Raw genomic sequence first — 18,410 nt, forward strand, 5'->3', positions numbered from 1 at the left:
GCAGACACGCCCGCGGCGAGCACTAGGTCTTAAGCTGGCGCTCTATCTGGTGCTCGGGCTTCAAGGTCCGCCGCCTGCGCGAGCAATGCGTCGCGATCAGTCTTGAGCGTGATCAGTTGAGCCAGCCGGCGGGCTTCGGCGGCCTGTTCCCGCTTCTTACGCACATCCAATAACGCCCACTCTCGATAGCTTGCCACGCGATTACCCTCGATCAGCAACTATCGAAATGTCGGACTGCCTTGGGAGTTGCATGTTATCCGCGTTCAGTTCGGCGCGGTCTCACCGCCGGTCGACCTTGCGGCCGGGGAGACTCACCTTGCCGACCGGCTGGCCGAGCGCCAGTGCGTCGTGTCGCCCCGCGTCGGTGACGCCTCTAGGCGATCGGCAATGTTCTTTAAGTCATCACCGAACGACCGCAGCACGTTCGGCGGAACGTTGCTGGTCAGGAGTATCTCTCCCCCCGCCGTCACGCCGAAGACGACATATGGCAGCTTGAGGCCGCGTTCTTCCAGCCGGCGGCGGATAATTTCTTCAGCCTCGGCTAGGATTTCCCTTAGGACGTCAGCAGGGTTTGTCATCGGGCGATCCTGGCACGGCTAGAGCCTGGGCCGCCATCGCGCCGTCAGCAGGTAGGAGCGCCGGCACTGCCAGCGCGATTGCGGCGTCCTGGGGCAGAGCAACGTCCGACCCTGTGCGCGTCACCATCGCCACATGCGACGGAAGGGCGAAGACATGTTTGCGATGAGACGACGACGGATGTGGGGCGGATGCCTGGGAGGCAGCGCTCTACTCAATGGGTCTAATCCATCGTTGTGGTTACTCAATTGAGCGCCTAACGGTAGACACTGGCGGCATCTGAGTAAAGGCGTCCCGCGATCCCCCTCGTAAAAACGGTAAGTAGTCACCATGGAAACAGCAGCCGACTGCTACAGGCACGCGCTTCAGTGCGATCAACTGGCTAAGTTCGCGCTCTCGGACGCAGACCGCGACGTAACGCTGGCCGCCGCCGTCAACTGGCGAAAGCTTGCTGGAAGCGCCGAAGAAGCCGAGACGACCGCGAAGCTGGAATACGATTTGGTCGACCAGGACTGGTCACAGTCATAGGGGCCTCGGATACTTGACCCGCGCCAGTGCTCCCGGCAACAGCTTGCGAGGACCCCGCACGGCCGCAGCGGACGAAGGTCATGCCGGCAAGGCGATGGCCCATGAGGTCCGAGACTAGGCTCTCAACCACCACGCTCACGAAGGATGTGGGCGAAGGCGTGCCGAATGGAAGCACCGTCTTGTCAGGGCCGTGGCCTAGGGCCGTCTTGCGCGCGGTGGGGCGGAGGGGACGATCCCGAACTGGCCGAGACGGTTAGCTCTTCACAAATTTATTGAAGGAATTCGGGTCGCCCGGCAACCGTCTCAATTTAAAGGGCTCTACTTAGCTCTTGTGAACTTTATGGTGCCCGCCCGCGTCTGGTACATAGTAGTGCCTTCGAGCGCACCGCCGCTCATCGAGAGCCTCATGTAACCTTGGTTGCTGATCAAGGGCACGACCAGCAATCCATTCTCAAGGGTTGCGGTTCCCTTATTCTGCCCAAGGGGCGAGCTAACGGCGAACACCCCTTTATCGCTGATTTCGAAGTTAACCTTCGTGCCACTCGAACCAACGCCGTCCCACTTCCCTGCCACCTCGGCAAACGATTTTATGGGCGTAGGCGGTGGCGTTTGAGCCTGGACGCCACTCAGCGCAAGAACGAACGCGACCAAAGACGAAGCTAAGAAAGTCCTACGCATTTCCCCTCCCTCGGTCGTTTAACCGGATGGAAGCAGCGGAGGTGCCAAACTGTCAAACGATTGGCCGCAGTTGGCGCGGGTCCGCGGGGGGGGGGGACGCCACCTTCTCGGCGGTCCTTTTCTTTTGTGGCGACCTCTGAGGGGTACCTCCATTGGCCCGTGTAGACATCCGGCACGGCCAACTATGAAAGGTGCAGGGACCACGCTGGGGAGCGTCGGGTGCTTTCACATTACTACACCGTGCCTGGGGCTCTTCTGTTGGCAATGGCGCTGTGCTTCGGCGTGGCTGTTGTTCTGGTCACTCGGGAAGTGATCAAGCGAGAGCCGATCGGGAAACAAGTCGCGGACCACTACCCGTCCCTTCCGGCCCAACGCCTTCACCGGGATCGATTTCCTGGTGATCGGCGCCATTGCCCTAACCTTCGTCGCGATCGCCAGCACCACGATTTAGCCGCGCCACACAAAAGGCCGGGACGGAGCCGAGACACACTTGGGGGCACACCCCGGCGGCCCCGGTTGCTAGACGTGGCCGGACCCGTGCTGCAAGAACTCAACGAATGGAGGCCGTCATGAAGGCCAAGCTGAAGCAGCTAATCGAGGACTACGCATGTCGGCCGAAACAGGTTGTGCCTTTGCCGGCGACTGAGGCCGCCAAGATAGCGCTGTACGACTACATCGACAGTGTGGAGATCGTGGCGGCCGAGGTGAAGGCGGCGGCCTAGCGCTCAAGTAGTGAGTTTGTGGACGTCGGCGGCTTGCGTGTGAGGCGGCAGCTCGGCTCCTCCTGAGGTGAGCGGAGCGTGCCGGTCAGTGCAGCAATTGCCAGTCTCCCCGTGTGACGGTACCGGGCCGGTGAGAGATCAAAGCGGGGGCAGGGATCATCTCAGGGGAGGGACCAGTACATGGTCCGGCGCATTGCCGCTGCCGGCGAACACTGCTCGATTGCCGCTTGGCGCGAGGAGGCGGGATATCTGCTGTTCCACTTCCCGACCTGGGCGAAGGCCCGCGCGATGCAGCACTGGATCGACCGCAGCGCCATTGCCTGCCGGCCGATGACGGCTCGGTTCAACGGTCCGCAGATGCACGTGGGCAATGACTAGGGCGACCGATCGCGCCAGGCCGCTCACGATCATGCGACCGTAGAGTTTGAAGGACGGCGAAGTTGCCGACATAGACGTTGCTGACCTGCCGGACTGCGGGCCAAGGCGTAGGCGCGGACTTAATGGGTGGCCGGCCCCCCCGGGGCCATCGCCGGCGATCACGCCCAGCGGGCGGGAAAACGGACCCTGGCGGCGGTGGAAAAATTAGGTGTCTCCGTTCAACCTTCCGCCAGAAGGGCGGATTCCCAAGTTGGCGTTGGCTCGGCGCTGTCGGGGAAGCGATTTGTGAAACGCCTGTCGGCTGCAGTGAAGATCCAACCGGTGCTGATTAAGGTCACCCAACCGACGTGCTCGCCATCGGCGTGGACCTCGCGGTGGACGCCGTTGATCGGCCTTGAGGTGATTGTGGTCGTGGTCGCTGTCGCAGGTCTCCGCCATCGAATCATCGCGCCTTCCCCTTCCCAAGTTCGGCCAACCGCCGCCTGAACTCCACCAGCGCCTCGGCGGGCGTGCCGTTCGGCCTTGACCAGCGATCGTCGTCATTGCTCCCGCCCTTCAAGCCGATCCAACGCTTCTCTGATTTGTTTGATTCCCCAAACGTTATTGGTCGGCACCAGCTTCGCTACGTGCGCGGGCAATGGGGCCAAGTGCTCCGCCTTGATCACGGCCGCCTCGGCGTCGACATACCGTTCGTTTTCGATCATCTCCAGCGCTTCACGCAGGTGATAAGCCTCGCGCCGGTTCGGCTGCCGCTTCGCCCGCTCTAGGGCGGCGAGAAGTTTGCTGATGCGCTGTGCGAGCGCCGCCCGGCTAAGTTCTTGATCCGAAGTAGCGGGCTCAGCCAACCCAGTCACCGTGCTTTCCCTTCGCCCGCTCCGAGGCGAGCTGACGCCTGAACGCCTCCAGCGCCTCGGCTGGTGTAGCGCTCGATGGCATGCGCCGGAGGTCGTCAAGAATGCGCCGGAGCGTCGCTTTTAACGGGCTCATCGACATCGGAGGGGTTCCTTTAGGCGAGAACCTGCCACAGGTGCACGGCGACCCATGCCAAGGAGACGGCTGCGGCTTCTATCTCGAGGGCGATGACGCAGCCTTGGAAAAAGTGCATTGGGACGCTCCTCGTGGCGACCCATTAGCGCGTGCGGGGCCCCTTTTGTAGCGAGCGTGCCGGCAGCGATCATTGATCTCAATTGCCCAAAAACGCACAGCTGGTGTCAAACGCGGCCCGCCTTGTCCCAGCCGGGCGGGTTGCGCCCAGGTGGCGCGTCCCTTGGAGCAAAGGAGGCTCTGGTGACGGACGCCAACGGAAGCGCCGCCCAGCTTGGGGCACGGGCGGCGCTTTGCTTCTCATACGGCAATCGCCGCATCTCTTTGGGGGAGTGGAGAAGCAGGAGTGGAAAGTTAAGATCAAGCGCTCTCAGGCGATGTGTTTTTCCACACAATGTACCTGAGAGACATTCCCGGCTGCGTCCGGCTCAGGAAGCTATGCGCTCCACTATTGCCCGCCAGATCGGTGAGAAGCATCAGGGAACTGTCGTCGACACGGCGATCGACTAGGCAGCCCACAACCGCGTCGCCAATCGCTCGTTCAAGTCGCTGTCCAGCGAGGCCGGCAGTACCAACGTCTCGAGGAAGCTACCTGATTGAGCGTTGCATTCATCAAAATTTGCTGTATCGTTAGTTTTGCGATGTGCGATTCCGATCTCCAGTTTGTTAGAGGCCTAGGGCAAAGGAGGCAACGGCATGGCTTTCTAAGCTTCGCCGACAGTTTCGAGTGTTGGACCAAAATTTGCGAAGTCGTTCTAGTGTGGGCGTTTCGTATTGCTCGCCACTTTTTTAGAAAGGAGAACGGATACGGGCTCGCTGCAAAGCGCCTTCTTCAGCGCTCCGCTACAGGCTTTGGTTCTGCGGCGGGTGCTCTACCTGTTTGGTTGCTGCTAATCTTTTGCTTTTCTCGTAGGACGCCAGCCGAGGCGTAATCCGGGACTTCGGTCGTCGGTTTTCTGGTTGATTAGAAAATTGGCGGGCCTGGATGTGCATGTGATGCGCGCCACGCGGCACCGAAGCTTCGGTTTAAGCTAGCGACATAGAACGCGACAGCACTTGCACAGCAGACCCTTGGATAGGGAATGCAAATGAGCAAGCGCAAGTACATAGTCCGAGTTGGCGAAGAGCTTCCATTGGATCTGATTTTCGAGACAGACAATGGGCGTGAGCGTGACGACGATTGCGACTGCAACAGTAGTTGTGACCGCACCTGTGATTGCGAACAGAAATCGTCGTCGAAGCAGCATCGGCAACAGTATCGACATCGGGCTGTCCAACTGTTGATCTTTGCGCCGATGCTTGTAATGGCAGTGGTTTACGCCGTGGGCGTGCATCACTGGATAGTGTTGGATCGCTTTTCCGAGATGGACAGGGTTCTGACGCTAACTTGGCCGTTCCTGACGGCCACCGTCGGGTACTGCATTTGGATAGCGAGGCAAGGGGTAATGGGCGCTAAGGATAAAAGGGCCACGACTAGAGTGCAGCTGGAATTGCCTTGCCGATCCATGGACCGACTAGCTTCACTCAAAGAAGTCACCGAGGCGTCTTCCTATGCCGAGGTTGTTCGCAATGCGCTACGTCTGTACGAGGCGATAATTAACGAGTCGAAAGCTGGTGGCGAACTTTTACTGCGCGATAAGAATGGGAAGACAACGCCCTATAAGGTGTTTGGTGCATAGCGGACCGCGCCTATCGTTGACCGGCATCGGCGAGTCGAACCGACTATCGCGCGTCTGCGGCTCGGCGAGCGGTGCGCTCGATTCCCAGCGTTGCAGGCTCAACAGGTAGAAGGGCTAGCACTGACAGCCTGACGCGGCGTCCTGGCAGAGCGACGGGCGCTACGGCGCATCGCATCATCGTCGAAATGCGACGGAAGGGCGAAGACACTTTTGCGATGAAGCGACGCGGATGCCGCATGTCGCCAAGATCAAACGCGGCGATCCCTTTCGATCGGCCGATCGGCGCGAGATCGACAGCACGGTCCGGCGCATTGCCGCCGCCGGCGAGCACTTCTCGATCGCCGGCTGGCGCGAGGAAGCCGGCTATCTGCTAATTGACTTATCGACCTGGGCGAAGGCCCGCGCGATGCAGCATTGGATCGACCGAAGCGGCATTGCCGGCCGGCCGATGCCAGCGCTGTTCAATGGGCCCCAAATGCGTGTAAGCAATGGCTAAGACGACTGTCCCCGGCGTGATTTCTCACGTTCTCGCCGGCGATTGCCATCCGCGCGCACAACGCTGTTCCGTCATACTCTCGTGGTCGTCCGCGGCTTTCGAAGGTGCTTGGCGAGCTCCCTGTTCCAGGCTTGCTGCCAACACGGTCGGCGTAGCTTAAGCATCCCGCAGTAGAGCGCGACTGCCGCCCCATATCGCATTGGATGAAACTGAGGACCGGCAATTTCCTTTAGATCGTCCAGGCCGGTCATCCGTTTCAGGACATCGATCTGATTTAGCGAATCCAGAATTGTAGCGTGCTGGATCGACATTGGCCGGTGGACTGAGTCCTGAAACGTTGATGGATCAAGGAAATGGCACAGTTTCGAAGGGCCGTGATCCGCACAAAAGTTAGCATATCGCACTAAGGCGTCTAATGAAGATCACCCAGATCACGGTCCACCAGGTCGACCTGCCTTTGCGCGAGGGCACCTACAGTTGGTCGGGTGGCCAGTCGATCCGCCTCTACGACTCCACCGCCGTCCGCATCCGCACCGATGCCGGCCTGATCGGCCATGGCGAAGTCTGTCCGCTCGGCCCGGCCTATCTCCCGGCCTACGCCAACGGCGTGCGCACCGGGCTGGCCGAGTTGGCGCCGCATCTGCTGGGCCAGGATCCAAGGCGGCTCGGCGTCATCAACCGCGTCATGGACCAGCATTTGAAGGGCCATCCCTACGTGAAGTCGGCGCTCGACATCGCCTGCTGGGACATCCTCGGGCTCAGCTGCGGTGTGCCGGTCTCGACCCTGCTGAGCGGCTGCCAGGGCGAGGCGGTCAAATGCTATCGCGCGATCTCGCAGGACACGCCTGAGCGCATGGTCGAGCGCGTCGCCGTCTGCCGCGGCGAGGGCCATCACCACTTCCAGATCAAGGTCGGCGGCAACGCTGATCTCGACATCGCCCGCATCCGCGCCGTCGCCTCGAGCCTGAAACCCGGCGAGGTCCTCGTGGCCGACGCCAACACGAGCTGGCTGCCCCATCAGGCGGCCCGCGTCGTGCGCGCCATCGAGGATATCGACCTCTACCTGGAGCAGCCTTGCCTGGGCTACGGCGAGTGCCTCGGCATTCGGCGGCGCACCAGCCGGCCTTTCATCCTCGACGAGATCATCGACGGCCCGGCCATGCTGCTGCGCGCCCACGCCGACCAGGCGATGGACGTGGTCAACATCAAGCTGAGCAAGGTGGGCGGTCTCACGGTGGCGCGCCAGATGCGCGATTTCTGTGTCGCCATGGGCATCGCCATGACCATCGAGGACTCGGGCGGCAGCGACATCGTGACAGCGGCGATCGCCCATCTCGCCCATTCGACGCCCGAGGCTTTCCGCTTCAGCTCGAGTGACGTCAACGGCTGCAACACCCTGAGCATCGCCGATGGCGGCCCGCAGCATCGCGGCGGCTACATCAAGGCGCCGACCGGCGCCGGCCTCGGCGTGACGCCGTATCTCGACGTGCTCGGCAAGGCAGTGCTGACGATCGCCTGATTAGCGGGTCGACTTGTCGAGCAGATCTTCCGCCCGTTCATGCCGTGAGCTGAATGACGTTACACGACGCCGGCCAGCGATGGCTTGATGCGTTGGCCGTTCATGCGGACGGCGGCCAGCGGCTTCTGCGGTGCGGTTGGGCTTGTCGCGTGATGGCATAAGGTCGAAATCTCAAAAGCTGCGGGGGCCATGCGTCTCTGGTATCTTTGTACCCAAGGACCGACTTTGAATCGGTGGAGGTAAGAAAAAGCAGGAGGACACGCAATGACTAGGACGATAGTCGCCGCTACGTGTTTTGCAGCTTGCTTAGTAACCAGCGTTGCAAATGCCGAGCCTGTCAAAATCGCTCTCATTGAGTCGTTGTCCGGCGGCCAAGCCGTAACGGGGAAGCTGTTCCAGTCGGCCGTAAAGTATGGTCTGGCCAAGGTCGAGGCAGAAAAGGCCTGGCCGGACGGGATCAAGCTCCTCGAGTACGACAACCAGGGCGGTCCCTCAGAAGCGGCTGACAAGCTCAAGGCCGCCATCAATGACGGTGCTCAAATCATTATCCAGGGAGCGTCGTCGGCTATCGGTGGCCAGATCACGGCGGACGTGCAGAAGCACAATGCGCGCAATCCTGGCAAGGAGATCATGTGGATCAACGTCGGCGCCGAGGCGATGGAGTTCACCGGGCCGAAGTGCCACTTCTATCACTTCCGCTGGAACGGCAACGCCGAGATCCGACTCAAGGCGATGCTGATCGCCATGAAGGACGCCAATGCGCTCGGCACCAAGGTCTACATCATCGGCCAGAACTATAGCTGGGGCCATGACGTGCAGAAGCTGACGCGCGATTACGCCAAGGAGTACGGCTACACGATCGTCGGCGACGTGATCCACGACGTGAACAAGATCCAGGACTTCGCGCCGTACGTCGCCAAGATCAAGGAGGCGGGGCCGGACACGGTGGTGACCGGCAACTGGTCCAACGATCTGCTGCTGCTCATGAAGGCCGCGGGCGACTCCGGGCTCAAGGCACGCTTTCTCGCCTACTGGATCGACCAGCCTGGCAACATAGCCAACGCCGGCGACACCGCGGACGGCCATTACACGCAATCGACCTTCTTTCCAGACGCCAACGGCGAGAAGACGGCGGCGTTTGCGGAGGACTTCAAGGCCAAGACCGGCCAGTATCCGCTGAACGTGCAGGGCCACGTCACCCACGCCATGTGGGGCCTCGGCGAGGCGCTTAAGGCGCTGAAGGCAAAGCCGGGCGACAAGCTCAACGTCAAGGCGCTGGCCTCCGCCATGGAGAACGTCACGGTCGACACCTCGATGGGTCCGATCAAAATGCGGTCCGAGGACCATCAGGCGCTGGTGCCGCTGGCCATCGCCGTCGTGTCGAAGGACGCCAAGTTCAAGGCCGACAACACCGAGCGCGGCTTCAAGACCATCAAGCTCTTGACCGGCGAGCAGGCATCGAGCCCTGTCCAGCCGAGTTGCAAGATGGACCGCCCCAAGTCCTGAGATCGGGCTGATCGACATCGCCTGTCGCTGCCCGATTGGCCGCGACAGGCGCTCTCTTCTCGCGTACTAGGTTGATCGGACGAGGCCGCCGTGGAGTACATCGTCGTCTCGGTCCTGAACGGCGTCGTTCATGGACTGCTGCTCTTCATGGTGTCGGCAGGACTGACGCTGATCTTCGGCATGATGGGCGTGCTCAATTTCGCTCACGCCTGGTTCTACATGCTGGGCGCCTATGTCGGCTTCACGCTGACGCGGCTCGGCGGCTTCTGGATCGGACTGCTTCTTGCGCCAATTGTTGCGGGGTTAGCGGGTGTCCTCGTCGAGCGCTACATGCTGCGCCGAGTACATAAGTACGGGCACGCGCATGAGCTGCTGCTTACCTTCGGCCTCGCGTTCATCATCGAAGAAGTAATCAAGCTGTTCTACGGCGATGCGCTGGTCAGCTATCAGATGCCGAACTACATGCGCTTTGCCGCCTTCACGATCTTCGAGACCAACTACCCGTTCTACCGGCTGTTCATGGGCGCTGTGGCGCTTGCCATGTTTGTCATCCTCTATCTGCTGCTCACCCGCACCCGCGTCGGCATCGTCGTGCGCGCAGCGACCTATCGGCCTACGACGGTCGAAGCGCTCGGCCACAATCTGCCCGTGGTCTATATGGCGGTGTTCGCAGGGGGCTCTGCCCTGGCGGGGCTGGCCGGTGCCGTCGCCGGCGCTTTCTACCCCACCGGTCCCAATATGGCGGTCGACTTCGGCACGCTCGTGTTCGTTGTCGTCGTCATCGGCGGGCTCGGCTCCGTCGTCGGTGCCCTCATCGCGTCGCTGATGATCGGGCTGTTCATTTCCTTTTCCGTCGGCCTCAACGTGTCGATCGCCGATCTGTTCGGTCTGATTGGGCTCGGTTCCTGGGCATCCGATGTTGGCGGCCTTTTCACTCTGCAGCTCTCGACCATCGCCAACAGCATGCCGTTCCTGCTCATGCTTCTCGTCCTGCTCATCCGTCCGGCTGGCCTGATGGGGGATCGCCAGTGATCAACGCGCGCACCATCGTCCCGCTGCTGGCAGCGCTGGGGCTGCTCGTCATATTGCCTTTATTCTTGTCACCCAACCTGCTGAACGCAGCGATCAAGATGATGATCGCCGCGCTCTTCGCGCTCGCCTTCGCTCTCGCCATGGGCCAAGCGGGAATGCTCTCGTTCGGCCATTCCGCCTATTATGGGCTCGGCGCATTCGCCGCGCTGCACCTGATGCGTGCGGTCGAGCACAAGCTGTTCGGTTTCCCGACGCCGATGATCCCGCTTGCCGGCGCGCTGATCGGCTTTCTGTTCGGCCTGGTGTTCGGGTGGTTCGCTACCCAACGTACGGGTGTCTACTTCTCGATGGTCACCTTGGCGTTGGCCGAGCTCCTGTTTACGCTGGCGCCGACCTGGAACGCGCTGTTCGGCGGAGAGTCGGGCATCTCGACGATTCGCGGACCGTCGTGGGGCATTAACTTCGGCTCCGATGCTGACGTTTACTATTTGACCCTCGGCTGGTTCGTTGTGTCGGCCTGGTGCATGTGGGCATTTACCAAGACGCCGGTCGGGCGGTTGGCGTTGGCCCTGCGTGACAACGAGCAGCGCGTGCGGTTTCTGGGCTTCAATACTCACGTTGCTCGCACTCTGATTTTCGCGATTTCCTGCCTTTTCACCGGCGTTGCCGGGGCTCTGCTTGCCATTGCCAACGAGGCCGCCAACTACACGATCTTCTCGGCGCAGGCCTCGGCCAACGTCGTGCTTCAGACCTTCATCGGCGGCGCCGGCACCTTCTTTGGGCCGGCGCTCGGCGCGATGATCATGACATTCTTTGCGCGCATCACATCCGATCTCACCCGCTCATGGCTGCTCTATCAGGGCCTGATCTTCGTGCTCGTCATGTTGTTCGCGCCGCAAGGTCTTGGTGGTCTCGCCGATCTGCATGCCCGCAAGGTCAGAACCAATGGCTGGAAGCATCTCGTCGCGCCCTATTTACTGTGCCTAGTTGTCGGTCTGCTGCTGATCGCGGGCCTCGTTTTCGTGGTCGAGAGCATTCACGTGGTATTGACTGATGCCTACCTCGCCAAACGCGCAGCAGCCAAGGGCGAATGGGTACCGTACGAGCTCTTCGGTCAAACGTTCGAGCCGTTTTCGCCCGTGACGTGGGCCATTCCAATCATGCTGGTAGCGATCGGCAGTACGCTCCTGCCAGTGGCCCGCCGCATCACCGCGCGGGCATGGCTCGCGGCAACGCGCGACGTGCCGGATGAACCGATTGCGCCGTCAGCGAGCGCCGCACCAGTGGCGCCTCCTTCATGAGCGCGCAACCCTCTCCTATTGGCGAGCCAGTTCTGGAGCTCAAGGCCCTCAGAAAGTCCTTCGGCGACACCGAGATCATCCGTGGCGTCGATCTCGCCGTTCTGGGCGGCCAGCGTCACGCGCTGATCGGCCCGAACGGCGCCGGAAAGTCGACGCTGTTCAATTTAATTTCGGGCCACTACGCGCCGACCTCTGGCGATATTCTTCTTAACGGAGCCCCCATTGCCGGGTTCGCGCCGCACATCATCAACCGGCTCGGGCTCTCGCGGTCATTCCAGATCACCAACGTCTTTCCCCGCATGAGCGTGGCGGAGAACCTGCGCATCTCGATCATGGGACGGCGTGGCCATCGCCTTACCCTGTTCCGGTCGATCCGCAGCCTGTCGGCCGTCAACGACGAGGTGGATGAGTATCTCCAAAATCTCCGTCTGACGCGGCGGCGCGACAGTCTCGCCGGTGACCTGGCCTACTCGGAGCAGCGAATTCTAGAGATGGGCATGGCGCTTGCCACCGATCCAGCGGTGCTGATCCTTGACGAGCCGACGGCTGGCATGTCGCGCGACGAGACAACCTACATCGTCGACCTCATTCGCCGCGTCACCGAAGGCCGCACACTGTTGGTCGTGGAGCACGACATGAGCGTCGTGTTCACGCTCTGCGACCACGTCTCGGTGCTGGTCTATGGCGAGATCATCGCTTCTGGCGAGCCGTCAGCGGTGCGCGCTGACAGGAAGGTGCAGGAAGCATATCTCGGCGAGGAGGTGCACTGATGGCAAACCTTCTTGAGGTCGAAGGCCTACACGCCCATTACGACAAGAGCCATATCTTGCATGGCGTCTCGATGGTGATCGCGTCAGGCGAAATCGTGAGCCTGCTGGGGCGTAACGGTTCGGGGCGGTCGACCACACTGAAGGCCATTATGGGGCTGGTGCCGCCGACCGGGGGACGTGTCTGCCTCGCTGGGCGCGAGCTTGCTGGCGAACGTGCCTTCCAGGTGGCGCGCGTCGGCGTTGCCTACGTGCCGGAGGAGCGCGAGATCTTCGCCAATATCACGGTCGACGAGAATTTGCGGATCGGCATGCAGGCGCCTCGTGCCGGCGTTCCGACCTGGACGGTCGACCAGATGTTCGCATTCTTCCCGCAACTCAAGGTGCGCCGCAACACGGCGGCCGGCATGTTGTCGGGTGGGGAGCAGCAGATGCTGACGATCTGCCGCTCGCTTCTCGGCAATCCGCGTGTCATCCTGATCGACGAGCCGACCGAAGGGCTGGCGCCCAAGATTGTCGACGTCGTCACCGAAGTCATTCGCGATATCTGTCGGCAGGGAGTCTCGGTCCTTCTCGTCGAGCAGAAGCTGACTATCGCCATGCGCGTGTCGCAGCGCGTCTACGTTATGGGTCATGGCGAGATTGTGTTCGAGGGCACCCCGGACAGCCTGCGCGATGCGCCTAAGATTCGTCGCGATTGGCTTGAGGTCAGCTGATGTATAACCGGCCGATGGTGTCGGCGGAGCCTCGCTCTGATCCTTGGTCTAACTTCTGCGCAACCAGCGTGCCACTTTCGTCTCGGCCCATCAGTCGCGAGTAACCCGCGAGGTCGGCCGACACGATGGCCGCCAAGCGGCGGCTCGGTCATTCTGGGAGCCCTGCAAGGCGCAAGCCCTCCACCAACTTCGCCTGGTCCTTGGAAGTCGCTGAATAACCCTCCAATTGCTGCAAACGGGGCTCAGTCGCCTGGGAGCATCATGGCGAGCCAGCCGTGCCCATCCATCCGTGCCGTGTCGCCCGGCAGAAGGACCACGGTGGTCGTGTCGCTCTCGACAATCGCCGGGCCGGCGATTTCCTGTCCCGCTGCGAGCGCCGTGAAGTCGAAGACCGGAAGCTCCTGCTCTACACCCTCAATCTGCGCCCGGCGCGTCGCGAAGGCCGCGGCCGGGATGCCTCCCGCAACGGCTTCAGGCGGCTGCATCGGCGGCAGTCGCCCGATCACGGCGAGACGGGCATTGACCAGCACCACCTCCTCCTCGAGCAGCGCGTAGGTGAACAGGGTTTCATGGCGTGCATGGAAAGCATCGGTGACCCGACCCCTCAGACCTGTCGCGTCCCACTCGACCGCCTCGAGCGGCACGGTAATCTCGAAGACCTGTTCGCCATAGCGCATATCGGCGGCGCGCTTTGTTTCAACCTCGCCGCCGAACCAGGATGCGACGCGGGCGCGGCCTTCCGCTTCCAGCCCGGCCCAGATGGTGCGCAGCACAGCATCCTCCGGCACCCCGCCGCTGGCGAGCTCGCTGCGTGCCATCTCGTAGCGGAGGTCGGTATGCAGCATGCCCCAAGCCGAAAGCCCCGCGGCGAAGATCGGCACGGCAACGCGCTGCATCCCGAGTTCCCGCGCTACGGCCGAGGCATGCAGTCCCGCCGCGCCGCCGAAGGCCAGCAGGGTGAAATGGCGCGGATCCACGCCGCGTCGCACGGTGGCGATGCGGATGCCGTCGGCCATGCGCACATTGGCCAAGCGATGCACGCCCTCCGCGGCGGCCATGGCGTGAAGACCGACTGAATTCCCCAGCCTGTCGAAAGCAGCCAGTGCGCCGTCTCGGTCGAGCTTGTGCGCGCCACCGAGGAAGTTGTCCTTGTCGAGATAGCCCAGTACGAGATTGGCATCCGTCACCGTGGGTTCTGTGCCGCCCTGGCCATAGGCGACGGGCCCCGGAACGGCTCCAGCGCTACGCGGGCCGACCTGCAGTGTGCCGCCGGCCCCGACATGCCCGATCGAGCCGCCACCGGCGCCCAGCGTGACGATGTCGAGACTTTCCAGCGCGATGCGCTCTCCTCCCACGGTGCGGCCACGGCCAAGTGCGGCCTCGCCATCCAAGACCAGCGCGATATCAGTGGAGGTGCCACCGACATCGAAGGTGATGAGGTTTTGCCCCACGCCGCGCTGCGCCAGCGCTACACCGGCCGCGACGCCGCCCGCTGGACCAGATAGCGCGGTGCCTGTGGCGAGCCGCGCGGCTTCCTCGACAGGCGCGACACCGCCATGGGAAAGGATCACGAAGATGGAGCCTTTGTATCCTGCATCAGCCAGCCGCCCGCGTAGCCGCGCGAGATACCGCGACACGATTGGCCCAACATAGGCATTGACGCAGGCCGTGGAAAATCGCTCGAACTCCTTGATCTGCGGGAGCACTTCCGCGGACGTTGTCACGAAGACATCTGGCAGCGCGGTGCGCACGGCTTCGGCGGCCGCGCGTTCATGCGCGTCATCACGCCAGGAATGCAGGAAGCAAATCGCCACCGCCTCGACCTTCTCCGCCTTCAGCACCGCAATGGCCGAGTTCAGTGAGGTGCGATCGAGCTGGACTTCCACCGTTCCATCGGCACGGATGCGCTCGGCAACCGGCAAGCGGAGGCGACGCGGCACCAGCGCGGGTGCGGGCGGCATGCGCAAGTTATAGCGTTCAGGCTTCAGCCCCTCGCGCATCTCGATGACATCGCGATGGCCTTCAGTGGTGAGCATCGCGACCTTCGCACCCTTGCGTTCCAGCAGCGAGTTGGTGGCGACCGTCGTGCCATGGACGATGCGATCCGTGCGAGCCAGCAGTTCGGGCAGTCCTAAGCCCAGGCGCTCGCCAAGCACGGCGAGGCCATTCACCACGCCCTCGCTCTGATCCAACGGAGTAGAGGATGCCTTGGCCAGAGTCGTCATGCCGTTCGCTGCGACGCAGACAATGTCGGTGAAGGTGCCGCCGACATCGATGCCAATTCGGAAGGTGCTCACAGCAGCCCCTCATCGGCGTCACGCCTGCGTGCCTGCGCGTCGCGTTTCTCGGGAGGCCCCCATCCGCCGCCGCCGCCTGCGCGTACGTGCAACGTGTCGCCCGGCGCGAGCGGGATGCTGACTTCCTTTGTCCCTAAGTCGCGCGACGTGCCATCTGCGTGCTCGAGTGTGTAATGATGCGGTGCCCCATCCTTGCCACCCAACATTCCCGCTGCGCCATAGCGCACGCCGTCGCCAGCGGTATTCCCCACGGCTGGCCCGTCGGTTTCAAGCTTCAACACCAGCTCCGCGCCAAGCCCGCCGCGATAGCTGCCATCGCCCGCGCTGCCGGGACGGAATTCGTGCTTGGCAAAGAACAGCGGGAAGCGGGCCTCGGCCATTTCAATGCTGCCGAACTTCAACCCGCCGGCCGAATGCCACTCGCCCGCGTTGGACCAGCCATCGCCCTGCGACGACCCGCCACCGCCGGGACGCGCATGGAACAGGTGCCACACAAAGGGCCGGCCCGGCCGCCGCGCATCGCTTCCTTTGATCGCGATCCGGAAGCGCCGCCCCCAGCCGCCCATGGCGCGATCCGGGCACGCATTGGCCAACGCCTTGACCACCGCCTCAACGATCTCATTCGAGCAGTGGGACGTGCACATGGTCACCGGTGCACCCTCGTGCGGCAGGACAATCGTGCCTTCCTTGGCGATTATCTCGATGGGGCGGAAGCAACCATCGTTCTTGGCGATTTCCGGATCGAGCAGGAAGACAATAGCCATCCGCACCGCGCTCACCGTATTGGGCCAAGAGGAGTTGAGGAAGGACGGCACCTGCGGATCGGACTTCGTCAGGTCCACAACGATCGCATCACCCGTCTTCGTCACCGTTGCGCGGATGGCAATGTCCTGTCGCCCGAAGCCGTCATCGTCGAGGAAAGCCTCCCCTGTCCACGTGCCATCCTTCCAGGACGCGATGATGCGGCGTGCATGGGCCTCGGACAGCGAAAGGATTGCGGTGACCGCGGCCTCCGTCTTCGCCGCGCCATTCTTGCCCAGGACCGCGAGCAGCCTCTTCTCGCCCAGATGCGCAGCGCCGATCATCGCCATCAAGTCCCCGCGCACTTCGCGCGGCATCCGGCTATTGGTGACGATCATGCGCACCAGGTCGGGCCTCGGCAGCCGTCCCTCCCCCAGCAGGATCGGTGGCAGACGCAGGCCTTCGTGGAAGATCTCGGTAGCGGCGGGATTGTAGGCCCCATGGGTGCCGCCGCCGATATCGGTTTGATGGGCGCGAACCACCGAATAGAATATCACCCGACCTTCGGCAAAGATCGGCACGACAACAGTGAAGTCCGGCAGATGCGACCCGCCGTGGTAGGGGTCGTTCAGCAGGTAGACGTTGCCTTCCGCAATCGAATCCCCGAAGGCCTCCACCACCGCCTCCACCGCGAAGGGCATGGCACCGACGTGGATCGGGATGTGATCCGCTTGAGCCAGCAGCCTTGCCTGCGCATCGCAGATCGCAATGGAGAAGTCGCGAGAGGAATTTAGAATCTGAGAATAGGCGGTGCGTAGCATCGCCTCTCCCATTTCATCAACGATGGCACGGAAGCGGTTGTCGAGGACGGACAACGTCACTGGATCGGGCGAGTTCATGTAACCGACACTCCAGCAGGGGGCTATCGCCGTCAACACATGCAGCATCATTCGGCTCAGGCGGCGTGTGCGTTTCCTGGTGTTGGCTGGGGGCGGGCCTGTGATCGAGCTTCGGCGGCTCGAAGTGTTGGAGGAAACGTTGGTCAGCGTCGTTGCCACCATTGAGGCGGCGAAGAATTGAGTCGGTCGTGCTGCCGTCGACGGACTGCGGGAGGCCGGCGATGCTGGAGGAATGGGCCGACGTAATCGCCGGTGTCTGAGGCACGATTCCCCCGGCAGCACGTTGGGGGTCGAGGACGTGGTTAGACCAGCGCTATCGGGCGAACCGGGCAGCCGGTCGCGCCCTTGAACTTCGCCGCCAGCAGGATGAAGCAGAAGCTTGCGATCCCGTTGCGCGCCAGTTCATCGAGCGAGAGGTTCTCGATCAGGTGAACCCCGGCCTCGACGAGGACGTGCTGATGCACCGGCATCGCGATGCCACGGTCCGGATTTGGCAGCACCTCGACCGCCATGTTGTCGCAGCCGATTGCGACGACGTCGCGCTGCGTCAGCCAGCGGGCCGCGGGTATGTCGATCCCGGGCTCCCCCTGCAGATACCGCACGTTGTCGACGCCAAAGAAGCGTCCCCAGCCGGTGCGGATCAGCACGATGTCGCCGGCTTCGACCGCAACTTGCGCCGCATCGGCGGCACGCGCTAAGTCGTCCGGTTCAACGACCCGGCCCGGATTGAGGAAGGCGCCGCCATCCAACCCGGCAACGTCGAGCAGCACGCCGCGACTGATCATCGGCGGCATGTGCTCGATGCCGAGGCTTTCGAGGCCCCAATCGGACACCACGTCGGCGGCGTTCAGCCCGTTGTACAGCTTGCCGCCGATGCTGAAATGGCCGAGCGCGTCGATATGCGTGCCGACATGCATGGTCATCTCGACACGCTCGACGTTCGAGCCGGCGTCGTTGGTGGCGCCGGCAGCCCGGCGCCGCTTGATCGAATCCCGCCAGGATGCCCAGATCGACTGAAGGAATGGCGTCTGGTTCGGCATCAGGAATGGCGCCTTTGGGCTGATCTCGTGGCTGAGATCGTAGAGGGCACCGGTCTGGATCGAGCGCAGCGCCGACAGGCGCCGTTCGGGCGTCAATAAATTCCCGGCGCCGAGCTGGTCACCCGGCCCCCAGCGGGAATGGTCGTGCCGGACGTCATTCATATCGTGCTCCTTTTCCGTGCTGCTCCGGCTCGACGGCCCTCGCGCGCCCGGCCGGCAGCCGCTTTGCCTGATCGACCGTGCCGTCATCGACCGTGCCGCCGCAATCGAGCAAGATGTGCAGGGCCTGGAGCAGGTCGATTACTTGTTCCACCGGATGTTCGGGTTCCTATACTTGCTCCGGATGACTGGTCGAGCGAGTGCTAAGGTGCACACCTGACGCCTCGGCAAACGCTAGACCATAACGCTCCAGTAGCCTGGGAGACGGCGGCTCGCAAAGCAAAGAAGCGAGCAGCGGAACTTACCATTGCAATCGAAGGTCTTACGGACCC

17 protein-coding genes are annotated in these 18,410 nt (G+C 62.6%); 11 read left to right on the top strand and 6 right to left on the bottom strand.

Translation table 11 applies throughout. The annotated features are described in order from the left end of the window. Positions 1-29 precede the first annotated feature (29 nt). Positions 30-218 (bottom strand): hypothetical protein, encoded by a 189-nt coding sequence (locus tag RSO01_RS47975; protein ID WP_170303747.1) that lies wholly within the window; start codon positions 216-218, stop codon positions 30-32. Between the two features lie 93 nt (positions 219-311). Next, positions 312-578, bottom strand: coding sequence for a hypothetical protein (locus RSO01_RS40965; RefSeq protein ID WP_147156377.1), 267 nt, complete (start codon positions 576-578; stop codon positions 312-314). Between the two features lie 328 nt (positions 579-906). Between RSO01_RS40965 and RSO01_RS40970 the strand changes: the two genes are divergently transcribed. From RSO01_RS40970 to RSO01_RS40975, 3 genes are all read left to right on the top strand, one after another. Continuing rightward, positions 907-1,104 carry a hypothetical protein gene (locus RSO01_RS40970; RefSeq protein ID WP_147156378.1) on the top strand — a complete coding sequence of 66 codons (198 nt, stop codon included), beginning with the start codon at positions 907-909 and terminating at the stop codon, positions 1,102-1,104. 1,247 nt (positions 1,105-2,351) lie between these two features. After that, a complete protein-coding gene (locus RSO01_RS47980) occupies positions 2,352-2,504 on the top strand; it encodes a hypothetical protein (RefSeq protein WP_170303748.1) in 153 nt (50 codons plus the stop codon). Positions 2,505-2,684: 180 nt separating this feature from the next. Next, positions 2,685-2,882, top strand: a complete 198-nt coding sequence (locus RSO01_RS40975) for a hypothetical protein (RefSeq protein WP_147156379.1) — start codon at positions 2,685-2,687, stop codon at positions 2,880-2,882. 539 nt (positions 2,883-3,421) lie between these two features. Here RSO01_RS40975 and RSO01_RS40980 read toward each other — a convergent pair. Next, positions 3,422-3,727 carry a hypothetical protein gene (locus RSO01_RS40980; RefSeq protein WP_147156380.1) on the bottom strand — a complete coding sequence of 102 codons (306 nt, stop codon included), beginning with the start codon at positions 3,725-3,727 and terminating at the stop codon, positions 3,422-3,424. A 1,287-nt stretch (positions 3,728-5,014) separates the two neighbouring features. On the opposite strand from RSO01_RS40980, the gene RSO01_RS48655 reads away from it, so the two are divergent. The 8 genes from RSO01_RS48655 to RSO01_RS41020 all read left to right on the top strand — a co-directional run bounded on the left by RSO01_RS48655 (position 5,015) and on the right by RSO01_RS41020 (position 12,942). Beyond that, positions 5,015-5,605 (top strand): hypothetical protein, encoded by a 591-nt coding sequence (locus RSO01_RS48655; protein WP_218037621.1) that lies wholly within the window; start codon positions 5,015-5,017, stop codon positions 5,603-5,605. A gap of 229 nt (positions 5,606-5,834) precedes the next feature. After that, positions 5,835-6,101 carry a hypothetical protein gene (locus RSO01_RS40990; RefSeq protein ID WP_147156381.1) on the top strand — a complete coding sequence of 89 codons (267 nt, stop codon included), beginning with the start codon at positions 5,835-5,837 and terminating at the stop codon, positions 6,099-6,101. Between the two features lie 415 nt (positions 6,102-6,516). Then, the gene (locus RSO01_RS40995) at positions 6,517-7,620 is read left to right on the top strand and encodes a cis-3-hydroxy-L-proline dehydratase (protein WP_147156382.1); all 1,104 of its coding nucleotides are present in this window, start codon (positions 6,517-6,519) and stop codon (positions 7,618-7,620) included. Positions 7,621-7,884: 264 nt separating this feature from the next. After that, positions 7,885-9,126 carry an ABC transporter substrate-binding protein gene (locus RSO01_RS41000; protein WP_147156383.1) on the top strand — a complete coding sequence of 414 codons (1,242 nt, stop codon included), beginning with the start codon at positions 7,885-7,887 and terminating at the stop codon, positions 9,124-9,126. A 90-nt stretch (positions 9,127-9,216) separates the two neighbouring features. Beyond that, positions 9,217-10,158, top strand: coding sequence for a branched-chain amino acid ABC transporter permease (locus RSO01_RS41005; protein ID WP_147156384.1), 942 nt, complete (start codon positions 9,217-9,219; stop codon positions 10,156-10,158). Beyond that, complete coding sequence (locus RSO01_RS41010) at positions 10,158-11,459, top strand: branched-chain amino acid ABC transporter permease (protein WP_308933120.1); 1,302 nt, start codon at positions 10,158-10,160, stop codon at positions 11,457-11,459. Before RSO01_RS41005 ends, RSO01_RS41010 begins: the two co-directional genes overlap by 1 nt. A gap of 17 nt (positions 11,460-11,476) precedes the next feature. Next, positions 11,477-12,229 (top strand): ABC transporter ATP-binding protein, encoded by a 753-nt coding sequence (locus RSO01_RS41015; RefSeq protein WP_218037622.1) that lies wholly within the window; start codon positions 11,477-11,479, stop codon positions 12,227-12,229. Beyond that, positions 12,229-12,942: an ABC transporter ATP-binding protein gene (locus RSO01_RS41020; RefSeq protein WP_147156386.1), complete on the top strand. Its 714-nt coding sequence runs from the start codon at positions 12,229-12,231 to the stop codon at positions 12,940-12,942. Before RSO01_RS41015 ends, RSO01_RS41020 begins: the two co-directional genes overlap by 1 nt. 242 nt (positions 12,943-13,184) lie before the next feature. On the opposite strand, the gene RSO01_RS41025 is transcribed toward RSO01_RS41020, so the two are convergent. From RSO01_RS41025 to RSO01_RS41035, 3 genes are all read right to left on the bottom strand, one after another. Next, on the bottom strand, positions 13,185-15,239 hold the full coding sequence (locus tag RSO01_RS41025) for a hydantoinase/oxoprolinase family protein (RefSeq protein ID WP_147156387.1): 2,055 nt from the start codon (positions 15,237-15,239) through the stop codon (positions 13,185-13,187). Then, positions 15,236-16,879, bottom strand: a complete 1,644-nt coding sequence (locus tag RSO01_RS41030; RefSeq protein WP_147156388.1) for a hydantoinase B/oxoprolinase family protein — start codon at positions 16,877-16,879, stop codon at positions 15,236-15,238. The genes RSO01_RS41025 and RSO01_RS41030 overlap by 4 nt, the downstream gene beginning before the upstream one ends. A 302-nt stretch (positions 16,880-17,181) precedes the next feature. Further along, positions 17,182-18,168 (bottom strand): cyclase family protein, encoded by a 987-nt coding sequence (locus RSO01_RS41035; RefSeq protein ID WP_308933119.1) that lies wholly within the window; start codon positions 18,166-18,168, stop codon positions 17,182-17,184. Between the last annotated feature and the right edge of the window lie 242 nt (positions 18,169-18,410).

The organism is Reyranella soli (assembly GCF_007992495.1).
In the GTDB taxonomy this organism is placed as follows: domain Bacteria; phylum Pseudomonadota; class Alphaproteobacteria; order Reyranellales; family Reyranellaceae; genus Reyranella; species Reyranella soli.

Excerpts from the sequence above, each read along its gene's own strand:
- RSO01_RS40965 (WP_147156377.1), bottom strand. The coding sequence starts at position 578 with ATGACAAACCCTGCTGACGTCCTAAGGGAAATCCTAGCCGAGGCTGAA.
- RSO01_RS40970 (WP_147156378.1), top strand. The coding sequence starts at position 907 with ATGGAAACAGCAGCCGACTGCTACAGGCACGCGCTTCAGTGCGATCAA.
- RSO01_RS47980 (WP_170303748.1), top strand. The coding sequence starts at position 2,352 with ATGAAGGCCAAGCTGAAGCAGCTAATCGAGGACTACGCATGTCGGCCG.
- RSO01_RS40975 (WP_147156379.1), top strand. The coding sequence starts at position 2,685 with ATGGTCCGGCGCATTGCCGCTGCCGGCGAACACTGCTCGATTGCCGCT.
- RSO01_RS48655 (WP_218037621.1), top strand. The coding sequence starts at position 5,015 with ATGAGCAAGCGCAAGTACATAGTCCGAGTTGGCGAAGAGCTTCCATTG.
- RSO01_RS40990 (WP_147156381.1), top strand. The coding sequence starts at position 5,835 with ATGCCGCATGTCGCCAAGATCAAACGCGGCGATCCCTTTCGATCGGCC.
- RSO01_RS40995 (WP_147156382.1), top strand. The coding sequence starts at position 6,517 with ATGAAGATCACCCAGATCACGGTCCACCAGGTCGACCTGCCTTTGCGC.
- RSO01_RS41000 (WP_147156383.1), top strand. The coding sequence starts at position 7,885 with ATGACTAGGACGATAGTCGCCGCTACGTGTTTTGCAGCTTGCTTAGTA.
- RSO01_RS41020 (WP_147156386.1), top strand. The coding sequence starts at position 12,229 with ATGGCAAACCTTCTTGAGGTCGAAGGCCTACACGCCCATTACGACAAG.
- RSO01_RS41030 (WP_147156388.1), bottom strand. The coding sequence starts at position 16,879 with ATGAACTCGCCCGATCCAGTGACGTTGTCCGTCCTCGACAACCGCTTC.
- RSO01_RS41035 (WP_308933119.1), bottom strand. The coding sequence starts at position 18,168 with ATGACGGCACGGTCGATCAGGCAAAGCGGCTGCCGGCCGGGCGCGCGA.